The organism is Agrobacterium larrymoorei (assembly GCF_005145045.1).
Taxonomy (GTDB): Bacteria; Pseudomonadota; Alphaproteobacteria; order Rhizobiales; family Rhizobiaceae; genus Agrobacterium; species Agrobacterium larrymoorei.
In genome coordinates this window covers 628,859-641,698 of sequence record NZ_CP039692.1, presented here as the reverse complement: position 1 = coordinate 641,698, position 12,840 = coordinate 628,859, and the positions used below count along the sequence as shown (strand labels likewise).

General features: G+C 59.2%; 12 protein-coding genes. 7 read left to right on the top strand and 5 right to left on the bottom strand.

The features are described from left to right. Positions 1–15 precede the first annotated feature (15 nt). The 7 genes from CFBP5473_RS17260 (at position 16) to CFBP5473_RS17230 (ending at position 7,141) form a co-directional block, all read left to right on the top strand. Complete coding sequence (locus tag CFBP5473_RS17260; protein WP_027675029.1) at positions 16–1,077, top strand: ABC transporter ATP-binding protein; 1,062 nt, start codon at positions 16–18, stop codon at positions 1,075–1,077. After that, positions 1,077–1,964 (top strand): ABC transporter permease, encoded by an 888-nt coding sequence (locus CFBP5473_RS17255; protein ID WP_027675030.1) that lies wholly within the window; start codon positions 1,077–1,079, stop codon positions 1,962–1,964. The genes CFBP5473_RS17260 and CFBP5473_RS17255 overlap by 1 nt, the downstream gene beginning before the upstream one ends. 7 nt (positions 1,965–1,971) lie before the next feature. Beyond that, positions 1,972–2,766: an ABC transporter permease gene (locus CFBP5473_RS17250; protein WP_027675031.1), complete on the top strand. Its 795-nt coding sequence runs from the start codon at positions 1,972–1,974 to the stop codon at positions 2,764–2,766. Next, complete coding sequence (locus CFBP5473_RS17245) at positions 2,766–4,256, top strand: carboxylesterase/lipase family protein (protein WP_037170894.1); 1,491 nt, start codon at positions 2,766–2,768, stop codon at positions 4,254–4,256. The genes CFBP5473_RS17250 and CFBP5473_RS17245 overlap by 1 nt, the downstream gene beginning before the upstream one ends. 104 nt (positions 4,257–4,360) lie before the next feature. Further along, the gene (locus tag CFBP5473_RS17240; protein ID WP_051441243.1) at positions 4,361–5,494 is read left to right on the top strand and encodes a PLP-dependent cysteine synthase family protein; all 1,134 of its coding nucleotides are present in this window, start codon (positions 4,361–4,363) and stop codon (positions 5,492–5,494) included. After that, positions 5,475–6,413 (top strand): LysR family transcriptional regulator, encoded by a 939-nt coding sequence (locus CFBP5473_RS17235; RefSeq protein ID WP_037170895.1) that lies wholly within the window; start codon positions 5,475–5,477, stop codon positions 6,411–6,413. The genes CFBP5473_RS17240 and CFBP5473_RS17235 overlap by 20 nt, the downstream gene beginning before the upstream one ends. 35 nt (positions 6,414–6,448) lie before the next feature. Then, positions 6,449–7,141 (top strand): SDR family NAD(P)-dependent oxidoreductase, encoded by a 693-nt coding sequence (locus CFBP5473_RS17230; protein WP_027675033.1) that lies wholly within the window; start codon positions 6,449–6,451, stop codon positions 7,139–7,141. A gap of 132 nt (positions 7,142–7,273) precedes the next feature. Here the strand turns inward: CFBP5473_RS17230 and CFBP5473_RS17225 are convergent, their stop codons facing one another. The 5 genes from CFBP5473_RS17225 to CFBP5473_RS17205 form a co-directional block, all read right to left on the bottom strand. Further along, a complete protein-coding gene (locus CFBP5473_RS17225; protein ID WP_027675034.1) occupies positions 7,274–8,119 on the bottom strand; it encodes a dipeptide ABC transporter ATP-binding protein in 846 nt (281 codons plus the stop codon). Continuing rightward, positions 8,116–8,988: an ABC transporter ATP-binding protein gene (locus CFBP5473_RS17220; protein WP_084631601.1), complete on the bottom strand. Its 873-nt coding sequence runs from the start codon at positions 8,986–8,988 to the stop codon at positions 8,116–8,118. The genes CFBP5473_RS17225 and CFBP5473_RS17220 overlap by 4 nt, the downstream gene beginning before the upstream one ends. Position 8,989: 1 nt before the next feature. Continuing rightward, positions 8,990–9,907 carry an ABC transporter permease subunit gene (locus tag CFBP5473_RS17215; protein WP_027675035.1) on the bottom strand — a complete coding sequence of 306 codons (918 nt, stop codon included), beginning with the start codon at positions 9,905–9,907 and terminating at the stop codon, positions 8,990–8,992. A 15-nt stretch (positions 9,908–9,922) separates the two neighbouring features. Next, positions 9,923–10,927, bottom strand: a complete 1,005-nt coding sequence (locus tag CFBP5473_RS17210) for an ABC transporter permease subunit (protein ID WP_027675036.1) — start codon at positions 10,925–10,927, stop codon at positions 9,923–9,925. A 195-nt stretch (positions 10,928–11,122) separates the two neighbouring features. Then, the gene (locus tag CFBP5473_RS17205) at positions 11,123–12,724 is read right to left on the bottom strand and encodes an ABC transporter substrate-binding protein (RefSeq protein ID WP_027675037.1); all 1,602 of its coding nucleotides are present in this window, start codon (positions 12,722–12,724) and stop codon (positions 11,123–11,125) included. Between the last annotated feature and the right edge of the window lie 116 nt (positions 12,725–12,840).

The following is a 12,840-nucleotide window of genomic DNA, read 5'->3' as shown; positions in this document are numbered from 1 at the left end:
GAGTTCCGGGCACCCATGGCCGACCATCACGTCATCATCGACAATCTGGTAAAGACCTATCCGGGTGCCCAGAAACCCTCTGTGGATCATGTCAGCTTCTCGCTTCCACGCGGCGAGATGCTGGCGCTGCTGGGGCCTTCCGGCTGCGGCAAGACCACGATCCTGCGCATGATCGCAGGCCTGATCGATCCGACATCGGGTACAATCACAGTGGACGGGCGCGATGTATCGTCCGTTCCGGTCTATAAGCGCAACATGGGCATGGTCTTTCAGGCCTATGCCCTGTTTCCGCATATGACAGTGGCGCAGAACATCTCCTTCGGGCTGGAGATGCGCAAGATTGGCCGCGCGGAGCGGGAAGAGCGCGTCAACAGGGCGCTCGATCTGGTCAAGCTAACAGGGCTTGGCGACCGCAAGGTGGCGCAGCTTTCTGGCGGGCAGCAACAGCGCGCCGCCATTGCGCGCTCACTGGTGATCGAGCCGAAGCTGCTTTTGCTGGATGAGCCGCTCTCCAATCTCGATGCGAAATTGCGCGACGAAATGCGCGATGAAATCCGCGAAATTCAGGCACGCACCGGCGTCACGGCAATCTTTGTGACGCATGATCAGGACGAAGCGCTTTCCATGGCCGACCGTCTGGCGGTGATGTCTGCCGGGCGGCTGGAGCAGATCGGCACGCCGCGCGAGATATTCGACCGTCCGCAGACGGAATTCGTCGCATCCTTCATCGGCGCGGGCACCTTCTTCGAGGGCAAGGTGGTGGAGACCGGGCTTGCCATGGTGGAGGACCTCCAGACATTGCGCTTCATTGGCGATGTGCCGGTGGGCAGCCGGGTGAAGCTGATGATACGCCCGCACCGCCTGCGGGTAGCGGAGCAATCCGATAGCACCAATAATTTCAAGGGCATTGTCGAGCACATCGTTTATCGCGGCCAGCTTTTGAGCCTGAGCGTTCGCTGCGGGGAAAAGCTTTTGCGGGCGGACCTGCCGACCCATGCCGGTGCCCTTCCACAAAAGGGCGATGAGATCGCGCTCGCCGTTTCCCCACAAGACGTAACCGTCGTGGGAGCGGCCTGATGGGCGCGGCTACCGCACCGGCGCATGCTGGCAGTCAGACATCCGGCGCACCGCGCAGCGTGTTGCTGCTGTTGCTTTTGCCGGGGCTTGCGGCACTTGTCGTGACTTTCGTACTGCCGCTGATCTGGCTGTTTCGCGCTTCGTTTGCCTCTTCCACCATCGGTGCGTTCAGCGGCGGTGACTGGACGCTGACTTCCTACAGCACCGTCATCTTCGATCCGTTCTACTGGCGCGTCGCCTGGAACACGCTCGTTCTTGGCTTCAACGTGGCGATCTTTTCCGTCATCCTCTCCTATCCGATTGCGCTGTTTCTCGTGCGCACACAGAGCAGATGGCGTGGCGTTCTGACGGCACTTGCCGTTGCGCCGCTGCTGACATCATCCGTTGTTCGCACCTATGGCTGGATGGTCATTCTGGGCGACAAGGGCGTGATCAACAGCACGCTTCAATCGCTATCGATCACCGATAGCGTCATCCGGCTGACGAATAACAGCTTCGGCGCGACCGTCGCGCTCGTCGAAATTCTGATGCCTTACGCCATTCTTGCTATGCTCAGCGGTTTCGGGCGGCTGAATGCGCAGCTTGAAGAGGCTGCCGCCATGCTGGGCGCAAACCGCCTCAAGGTCTTTACGCGCATCATTCTGCCCCTCAGCCTGCCCGGCGTATTGACGGCGGCGCTGCTGGTCTTCGTGCTGGCGATCTCCGCCTTCGTAACGCCGCGCCTGATGGGCGGTGGACGCGTGTTCGTGCTGGGCACGGAGGTATTCAACGAGGCTACTGTAACGCTGAACTGGCCGCTGGCAGCGGCACTTTCCGTTTTGCTTCTGCTTCTGTTCAGCAGCATCATCGTCATCTACCAGCGCGCCCTGCGCTCTCTGGAGGCGTGAGGCGGCCATGCAGAACAGAAATCTACTCGGTCAAATCGCCTGGAAAACGCTGATCGTACTGCTCTATCTTTTCCTGCTGGCGCCGATCATCGTCGTGTTCATCATCTCCTTCGACACACGGCAATATCTTGCCTTCCCGCCGGAAAGCTTTTCCTTCGGCTCCTATGCCAAGGTGTTCGCAAACGCCAAGTTCATTTCGGCATTCTGGCGCAGCCTGTTCATCGGCCTTATCGTCGGCTTTGCGGCGGTGGTGTCGGGTATGTTGCTGTCTTTTTCGCTGGTCCGCTACAAATTCCGCGGCAAGGACGCCGTCAACTTCCTGATCCTCGCGCCTTTTCTGGTTCCGCACATCGTTCTGGCCGTGGGCATCATGCTGGTCATCGCGCCGCTTGGGCTGCTGGATAGTTACCCCGGCATCGTTCTGGCGCACCTCGGAATCACCATTCCTTACACGGTGCGTACCATTACCATGAGCCTGATGGCGGTGGATACGCGTGTGGAGGAAGCGGCTTTGGTGCATGGCGCTTCGCCCGCAATGGTGTTCTGGCGCATTACACTGCCTCTTGTGCGGCCCGGCTTGATTGCGGGCGCAGTCATCGCCTTCCTGATTTCCTTCGATGAGGCGACGATTTCGCTCTTCATCGTCTCGGTCAAATCCTCGACGCTGCCGACGGAAATCTATCATTATCTGGAATATTCCACCGATCCGCAGATCGCGGCACTTTCGGTTATCCTCATTCTGATCTCCATCGTTGTGGTCGTTCTGGTCGAAAAGCTCATCGGCCTGCGCAGGGCATTCTGATGATTGTGGAAACCAGCGCTGGACGGGTGGTCGGCTTTGAAGAAAATGGATGCCTCGCCTTTCTCGGCGTGCCCTATGCCGCGCCGATCATTCCCGAGCGGCGGTTTATGGCTCCGCAGCCCGTCGCATCATGGAAAGGCATTCGCCCGGCACGGGAATTAAGCCCTGTCTGCCCGCAAATCCCGACCTATGGACCGGTGGGAAGAGCCGCCGCCTCCAATCTGGAGTTTGGAACGGACTTTCTCACAGTCAACATCCGCACACCTTCCTTGCAAGGCAAGGCGCCAGTTCTGGTCTGGATTCATGGCGGTGGTTACGCAGTTGGTTCGGCCAACGAGCCTGTGCTGCAAAGTGGTGCATTCGCGGCAAGCGGCATCGTGGAAGTGACCGTCAATTACCGCCTCGGAGCGCTGGGCTTTCTGCATCTCGATGGCTTCCCGGATAACCGGGGCTTGCTGGACCAGATAGCCGCACTGGAATGGGTGCGGGACAATATTGCCGCATTCGGTGGTGACCCGAACCGCGTTACCTTTGCCGGGCGCTCCGCAGGCGGATTTTCGATTGCAGCAGTGATGGCGATGCCGCAGGCAAAAGGCCTTTTTGCCAAGGCGATGCCGCAGAGCGGTGCCAGCACCGGACTTTCAACCTCGGATGATGCCCGCAAGCTGACGCACCGTCTGCTCGAACGCTTGCAGGTTACGACTTCGGAACTGATCGACCTGTCGCTTGAAACTCTGCTGATCGCGCAGCGCGATCTCTGCAACGAATCCTATGAGCAGCATGATTTCGAGCGGGACGGCTCCCCATCGATGCTCGGCGTGCCCTTCGTACCGGTCATCGATGGTACCTCCCTGCCTGATCACCCGGAAAATCTGGCCGCAAAGGGTGCGGTTGCGCAGGTGCCGATGATGATCGGCTGCACGACAGGAGAATATGTAACGCATGCGACTGCACAGCCGAAAGATATGAGCTTCGAGGACGCGGCCCGCCTGCTGCATGAACGGGTCCGACCGCTGGGACTTAGCGGTTCAGAAATCGTGGATCGCTACCGTCAGGCGCTGCCAGACCACACGCCCATCGGCATCTGGCGCGCGGTCGCTGGCGATCTCGTTTTCCAGAATCCAACCACCCGTTTCGCCGCGCTGCACGCCCGCCACCAGCCGGTCTATAAATATCTCTTCGGAGAACTGGAGGCGGACGAACTGGGTGCGCCCCACGGCGCGGAAGTCGGCCACGTCTGGTATCGACAAGGAATGGATTTAAGCCACTTGCCGGAGCGGCAGCGACCTGCCGATCCGGACTATGCGAAGATGGTCCATAATGTCTGGACATCCTTCATTCGCGACGATCCGCCAATGACACCGGCGGGCGAGTGGAGCAGGTTCGAAGCGGAAAATCCGGTCGTTCTTCGCCTGAGTGAAGAAGGTACCCACTTTGCAAATGACGTTTTCTACGATAGGACAAATCTGTGGAACAAAGTTCCAAGATAGGTTCTTCGTGGAGCATATTTTTATGGAAAATGGCAATTATGCGCAAATTCGAAATAGGTGCGCAATTGGATTAAGGCCTGCCGAAATAACGGGGGTCGAGCATCATGCATGAGTGCCTATCCACGCCACCAATCACACCGCTGCCCGCCTGCGAAGACCGGGAATGGGCGCGCCGCGCCATCGGCATTCTTCAGGGCGATGGGCGGCGATCTGCCGACACGCATCTGGTAAAGCCGGTGTTCAAGGGGCTGCGCGGCATATCGATCTACCTGAAGGATGAATCCACGCATCCGACAGGCAGCCTCAAGCACCGCCTTGCGCGCTCGCTGTTCCTCTATGGCATCTGCAACGGCAAAATCCGGCAGGGAACGACGCTGGTAGAAGCCTCATCCGGCTCCACCGCCGTCAGCGAAGCCTATTTCGCGCATCTTCTCGATCTGCCATTCATAGCCGTCATGCCGCATTCCACCAGCAAGCAGAAGGTGGAGGCCATCGAGCGCTTTGGCGGGCGCTGCCATTTCGTCGATAGCCCTGCCGAAGTGTACACGGTGGCGGAGCGGCTGGCTGCGGAGGCGGACGGCCATTATCTCGACCAGTTCACATATGCTGAGCGGGCCACCGACTGGCGCGGCAACAACAATATTGCCGAATCCATCTTCGACCAGATGAAGAGCGAGGAGCACCCGGAACCGGAATGGGTGGTGATGAATGCCGGAACCGGCGGCACATCCGCAACGATTGGCCGCTACATTCGCTATCGCAATCTTTCCACGCGGCTCTGCGTGGTGGATGTGGAGCATTCCGCCTTCTACGCCTCCTACATGTCAGGCGACCGGAACGTGACCTGCCCGACGCCCTCTCGCATCGAAGGCGTCGGTCGCCCACGGGTGGAACCGTCTTTCATTCCGGGCGTGATCGATCACATGATCAAGATACCGGATGCCGCCTCCATTGCCGCCATGCATGTGCTTTCGGAGCGGCTGTTCCGCCGTGTCGGCGGCTCCACGGGCACCAACTTCTTCGGCCTGTGCTGGATTGCGGCGGCAATGCTGAAAGAAGGCCGGGAGGGCTCGCTGGTGTCTCTCATCTGCGACAGCGGAGATCGCTATGCGGCTACCTATTATAATCCGGAATGGCTCTCTAAAAACGGGATCGATATAAGACCGTATAAGACGATGGTGGAGACATTCATCGACAGCGGCGACTTCAGGAGTTTCGATGCCACCGGATTACCTTGATACACGCCAACTGGAGGCCTTCGTGGCCGTCATGTCCATCGGTAGCATGACGGGGGCGGCCAAGGCGCTTGGCAAATCCCAGCCCGTCGTAACAAGGCTTATTCAGGAACTGGAACAGGAACTCGGCTTTGCGGTGCTGCACCGCAACGGCCCGCGCATAGCGCCGACCGAAAAAGGCGTGACGTTCTTTGCGCAGGCAGAACTGTTTCTCGGCGGCTTGCGCACGATCAGCGAAAAGGCGCGGGAAATCGAGCAGACGCAGGCCGGTGCAATCGAGCTTGCTGCAATTCCTGCACTTGCGGCAAGCGTGGTGCCGCTGGCGCTGCGCGATCTTCCTGCCGATACCTTTCCACAGCATGTGCATTTGCAAAGTACGGCATCAGAAAACGTGGTTCAGGCCGTTGTTGCGCGCACGGCGGATGTCGGCATCGCCAGCCTGCCGCTCGACAATCCCGGTGTGGATGTGCATTGGATCGGCGAAGTTCCGTGCGTGGCGGTGGTTGCATCGGGCGATCCACTTGCGCAGAAGGACATTATCAAGGCTTCGGACCTGTCAGACCGTCGGCTTCTCGCCTCGGCCAATCCGTACCGCCTGCGGATGCGCATCGATAAGGCATTGAAGGATCGCGGTGTTGCGCCTGCTGGCGTTATCGACAGCAACGCGACCTATGTTTCGCTTTCGCTGGCGCGAAACGGCCTTGGTGTTGCTGTGGTCGAATCCACAACGATGGTCGGGCTGCCAATCGATGGCCTGACCGTGCTGCCGCTGGACTTCCACATTCCTTTCTATTGGGGCGTGATCACCGCAACGGGCCTGCCACTGCCAACCACAGTGCAGAAGCTGATCGACGCTATCGAGCACAGGGCTTTCGAACTGCCGCAGTTCAAGAAGCATGAGGGTTTGCCGACCATCTACTAATGACGACACGACGCATGGCATAGGGAGTGAGGTGCATGACGGAGAGAAACGAAGAGAAATTTGCGCTGGTGACGGGCGCAAGCTCCGGGATTGGAGCGGAAACCGCTCTCAAATTGCTGGATGCTGGCTGGAATGTGATCGGCATGAGCCGGTCCAGGCCGGAGATCAGCCACGCCCGGTTCTCCTTCATTGCCGTAGACCTCTCGGACCGCGCCGCACTGGAAGAGGCGTTAGGCAGCATCGGCACGCTGGATGCGCTGGTTCATGCGGCAGGAATTTTGCGTGTCGGCTCTGTCGGTTCGCTTGATCTGGATGACGGCCAAGCCATGTGGCGGCTGCATGTGGAGGCATCGACGCAGTTGATCGACAGGCTCGTCCCGCGTCTGAAAGATGGTGGAAGGATCGTCCTCATTGGAAGCCGAACTGCACGCGGTTCCGCATCCCGCGCGCAATATGCCGCCAGCAAGGCAGCCATGGTCGGCCTCGCCCGCTCCTGCGCAATAGAACTTGCCCCGCGTGGCGTGACCGTCAACGTCGTTTCGCCCGGCGCGACCGACACGCCAATGCTGAAAGACCCGAAACGCAGCAATGTCGCACCCAAGATGCCGCCTATCGGACGATTGGTGAAACCACAGGAAGTGGCGGCACTGGCGGCATTTCTGCTTTCGGACGACGCGGCTTCGATAACCGGACAGGAGATTTTGGTTTGCGGCGGGGCTTCGCTTTAGAGGCGCGCGTCGTTGCATGGACGCACAAAGAGTGGGTTGCCTGGGCGAGGGGCGGCTTAGAGGAATAAGCCGTCCTTTTTCTGCTTAAGCATTCAAGAAAAAAGCCCCGGATCGCTCCGGGGCTTGGTCTTATCAACCAACTTTCGCCATCGCCTTGGCGGCCATGCGGGCGCGGATGGATTCCACGTCGGCTTTGGGGGTCGCGGCGAAGAGGGTGCGGGTGTAGCTGTGCTGCGGGTTGGAGAAGACTTCCTCTCGGGTGCCGTATTCCACCGCTTCGCCGAAATACATCACCATGACTTCATCGGCGATGTATTTGACGACCGAGAGGTCGTGGCTGATGAAGACGTAGGTGAGGCCGAATTCGTCCTGAAGGTCTGCAAGCAGGTTCAGCACCTGCGCCTGCACCGAAAGGTCGAGTGCGGAGACAGGCTCGTCCAGCACCAGCAGCTTGGGGTTCAGCATCAGCGCGCGCGCAATGGCGATACGCTGGCGCTGGCCGCCTGAGAACATGTGTGGGTAGCGGTTATAATGTTCCGGGCCGAGGCCGACGCGCACCAGCATGTCGGTTGCCTTTTCACGGCGTTCGGCGGCGGACATTTTGGTGTTGATGAGAAGCGATTCACCCAGCACATCGCCGATCTTCTGGCGCGGGTTGAGCGAGCCGTATGGGTTCTGGAACACGATCTGCACCTTCTGGCGCATTTCCGGCGTCAGGTGGCCGGGGCGTGTGTCCATCTTCTCTCCATCGATGAAGAGTTCGCCGGAGGTCGGCTCATCAATGAAAGTGAGCATGCGGGCAAGGGTGGACTTGCCGCAGCCGCTTTCGCCAACGATGGCCAGCGTCTTGCCGGTTTCGAGCTTGAAGGACACGCCCTTGACGGCGTGAACCGTCTTGCTCTTCTTCATGAACCCGCCGGGGATGTGATAATCCCGCTTCATGTTGCGGATTTCGAGCATGGTTTTGTTGTCGGTCATGCCGTTTCTCCCGTAGGCGCGGCGCCCAAGGCAGGGGTTGGCGTACCGTCGAAGAACTGCGAAACGGTGGTCAGGCGATCACCCGTCGCGTTTTCCGGCAGCGCTGCCAGAAGCGCCTTCGTATAGTTGCTCTTGGGGTTTTCGAAGAGGGTCAGCACGTCGGCCTCCTCCATCTTGCGCCCCTTGTACTGCACCACGACACGGTCCGCCGTTTCCGCAACCACGCCCATGTCATGGGTGATCATGATGAGGCCCATGCCGTTTTCGGCCTGAAGGCGCATGATGAGATCGAGGATTTGCTTCTGGATCGTCACGTCTAGCGCGGTGGTCGGCTCGTCGGCAATCAGGAGCTTCGGATTGCAGGCAATGGCAATCGCGATCATGACGCGCTGGCACTGGCCACCAGACATCTGGTGCGGGAAGTGCTTCAGGCGCTCTTCGGGGTCTGGCAGGCCGACGAGCTTGAACAGCTCGATGGCGCGGGCGCGGCGGGCCTTTTTATCGAGACCCATGTGGATGCGCAGGACTTCCTCGATCTGGAAGCCGACGGTGAAGCAAGGGTTGAGGCTTGCAATCGGCTCCTGAAAGATCATGGCGACATCCTTGCCGATCAGCTTGCGGCGCTCTGCCGCGCTGAGCTTCTGGATGTCCTTGCCCTGAAACAGCATACGGTCGGCTGTTATCTTAGCCGTCCATGGCAGCAGGCCCATAACGGCCAGCATGGAAACGGACTTGCCGGAGCCAGATTCGCCGACGATGGCGAGAACTTCACCCGGATCGACCGAGAGCGACACGCCATCAACGGCGCGGAACCAGCCGTTTGCGGTTTCGAATTCGACGGTGAGATTATCGATTTGCAGAAGTGCCATATCAGGACCTCTTCAGTTTCGGGTCGAGCGCATCACGCAGACCGTCGCCCATCAGGTTGATGGCGAGAACGGTGATGAGGATGGCAAGACCGGGGAATGTAACGACCCACCATGCGCGCAGAATGAATTCGCGCGCTTCGGCAAGCATGGTGCCCCATTCGGGAGCGGGCGGCTGCGCGCCCATGCCGAGGAAGCCCAGCGCCGCCGCATCGAGAATGGCGTTGGAGAAGGACAGCGTGGCCTGCACGATGAGCGGTGCGGTGCAGTTCGGCAGGATGGTGCGGAACATCAGGCGCAGCGGACCGGCGCCGGCCAGGCGCGAGGCTGTCACGTAATCCTTCGTCTTCTCCGCCATAACGGCAGCGCGGGTGAGGCGCACAAAATGCGGCTGGAGAACCAGCGCAATCGCGATCATGCCGTTGGTGAGGCCGGGGCCCAGAATGGCGACGAGAACGAGCGCCAGAAGCAGCGACGGGAAGGCGAGGATGATGTCCATCAGACGCATGATCGCCGTATCGAGCCAGCCACGGTAATAGCCCGCGATAACGCCGATGACGACGCCTGTCGTGAGCGACAGGGTGGTGACGAAGACGCCGATGAACAGCGAATATTGCGCACCATAAATCAGGCGCGAGAGGATATCGCGGCCAACCGGGTCCGTGCCCAGAATGTGCGTCATATTTCCGCCCTGTATCCAAGCCGGAGGCAGAAGAACTGCGTCACGATATTGCTGGAACGGCGAATGCGGGGCGATGAAAGACGCGAAGACCGCGACGATGACCAGTGCGATGAAGACATAGAGGCCGATGACGGCGCCCTTGTTTTCGGAGAAATAGAACCAGAATTCCTTCAGCATCTGCTTGCGCATGGCGGAAGAGGAAACCGGAGCGGCGGTTTTGGTAATGGCGGTATCGGCCATGAAACGGGTCTCCCTTTAGTGCCGGATGCGCGGATTGATCAGGCCATACAGGAGGTCAACGATGAGGTTGACGACCATGATGATGCCCGCAATCAACAACAGACCACCCTGAATGACCGGGTAATCGCGACGGAAGACGGAATCGACCATCCACTTGCCGATGCCCGGCCAGGAGAAGATCGTTTCGGTGAGGATGGCACCGGCCAGCATGACGCCGACCTGAAGGCCGATGGTGGTGATGACCGGGATCATGGCGTTGCGCAGCGCGTGGATGCCGATCACTCTGAAAGGTGAGAGGCCTTTGGCGCGGGCGGTGCGGACGTAATCTTCCGACAGCACTTCCAGCATGGCCGAGCGCGTCTGGCGCGCAATGACGGCGAGCGGAATGGTGGCCAGCACGATGGAGGGCAGCGCCAGATGGCTGAGCGCGGACGAGAAAGCGCCCTTCTGGCCCGATAGCAGCGAGTCGATCAGCATGAAGCCGGTGACTGGCGGGAAGAAGAACATCAGCGAAATGCGGCCCGAAACCGGCGTCCATTGCAGGATGCCGGAAAACAGGATGATCAGCAGCAGGCCCCACCAGAAGATCGGCATGGAATAGCCGACGAGCGCGACACCCATCAGGCCCTGATCGAAGATCGATCCGCGCTTGATGGCGGCGATGACGCCTGCGGGAATGCCGATGAAGACGGCAAGAATGATCGCGCAGAAGGACAGTTCGACCGTTGCCGGGAATAGTGCCATGAACTGCTTGAGAATGGGGGTCTTCGACACGATGGAGGTGCCGAAATCGCCGCTCAGCACGCCCTTCAGGTAATCGAAATACTGGATGACCAGCGGACGGTCCATGCCGAGCGCGGCGCTGATCTGCGCATGGCGCTCTGGCGACATGACGCGTTCGCCTGAAAGAAGCGCGACCGGATCTCCCGGCAGAAGCCGGATGAACAGGAACGCGATAATGGAAACCCCGATGAATGTCGGGATAAGCACGGCAATGCGCCGCACAAGAAAGCCAATCATGAAAAACCTTCGATCTGTTCCTTCGAGGAACCTATGCGCTGGCAGTAGCGACCTTTTCGGTCTGCTTCTTGTTGTTCTAGCGGGCCGTGTGCGTTCGAGGGTGACGACGCGCTAAGGTGGAGAATGCATGCTTCAGAACGAAAGTGCCGCGCGCCTTGAGACAAGGCACGCGGCATCTTTTTATTCGTCGGACTATTACTCGGTGATGTCCACGTTTTCGAACGTGAAGTCACCCAGCGGGCTCTGAACGAAGCCGGTCACTTCCTTGCGCATCGGAACGATGGAGAGGGAGTGGTCGATGGTGGCCCAAGGAGCCTGCTTCTTGAAGACAACCTGAGCTTCTTCGTAGAGCTTGGTGCGCTCGGCCTGGTCGGTCGTGACCTTGGCCTTCTTCACCAGATCATTGAATTCCTTGTTGCACCACTGCGCACGGTTGTTGCCGCCGACGGCTTCGCAGCCGAGCAGGGTGTCGAGGAAGTTGTCCGGATCGCCATTATCGCCGGTCCAGCCTAGGAAGACGGCGCCGTCACGGTCCTTCGCCTTGGAGCGGTCGAGATATTCGGCCCACTCGTAGGATACGATTTCAACCTTCACGCCGATCTTTGCGAAGTCATCCTGGATGATTTCAGCAGCGCGGCGGGCGTTGAGCATGTATGGACGCGAAACCGGCATTGCCCAGACCTTCATGGAAAGGTCCTTCACGCCTGCATCTGCAAGCATCTTCTTGGCGGCTTCGAGATCGTAGGTATCGTCTTCGATCTTGTCGTTGTAAGACCACATGGTCGGCGGCAGCGGGTTCTTGGCAGGCGTTGCCATGCCCTGGAACACTGCGTCGATGATGGCCTTCTTGTTGATGGCCTTGTTCAGCGCCTTGCGGACTTCGACCTTGTCGAACGGAGCCTGCGTGGTGTTGTAGGCGAGGTAAGCGACGTTGAGACCTTCCTGCTCCAGAACCTTGAGGTTGGAGTCGGACTTCATGGACTGAACGTCAGCTGCGTTCGGGTAAGGCATCAGGTGGCATTCGCCAGCCTTGAGCTTCTGGTAACGAACGGCAGCGTCGGTAGTGATTGCGAAGACGAGATCGTCGATCTTCGGTGCGCCACCCCAATAGTCCTTGTTGGCCTTGTAGCGGATGACGGCATCCTGCTGGTAACCGACGAAGGCGAACGGACCGGTGCCGACCGGCATCTGGTTCAGCTGAGCCTGCTTGCCTTCAGCGGCGAGCTTGTCGGTGTATTCCTTCGACATGATCGAAGCGAAAGGCATTGCGAGGTTGGCGAGGAAAGGAGCTTCCGGGCGGTTCAGCGTGAACTTGACCGTCATGTCATCGACCTTTTCGACGGACTTGATCAGTTCAGGGAAGCCCATGCCCGCTGCATATTCCCAGGACGTGCCCGGAACATACTGGTGCCATGGATTGTCGGTCTTGATCTGGCGCTCGATGGAGAAAACAACGTCATCGGCGTTCAGTTCGCGGGTCGGCGTGAAGAACTCTGTGGTCTGGAACTTTACACCCTTGCGCAGCTTGAAGGTGTAAACCGTGCCGTCCTGAGAAACTTCCCAGCTTTCGGCGAGACCCGGAATGGGCTTGGTGGTGCCCTTTTCGAATTCCAGCAGGCGGTTGTAAACGGTGTGCGCAGCAGCGTCGAAGGTGGTGCCGGCGGTGTAAAGGCCCGGATCGAAACCTTCCGGCGAACCTTCAGAGCAATAAACGAAGGTTTTTGCGCTTGCGGCAGCAGGCGCAAAGCATGTTGCCGAAAGCAGCGCCGCGGCGATGAGGCCAAGTTTGTATCTCATAAGTGAGCTCCCAATTTTTTGTAACCGGCCCGCTTATCCCGCGAATGCCGATGAAACGTGGTTATAAGAAAGTCTTTACATACTCAAGCGGGCATCTGAAGCGATTCATATGATTT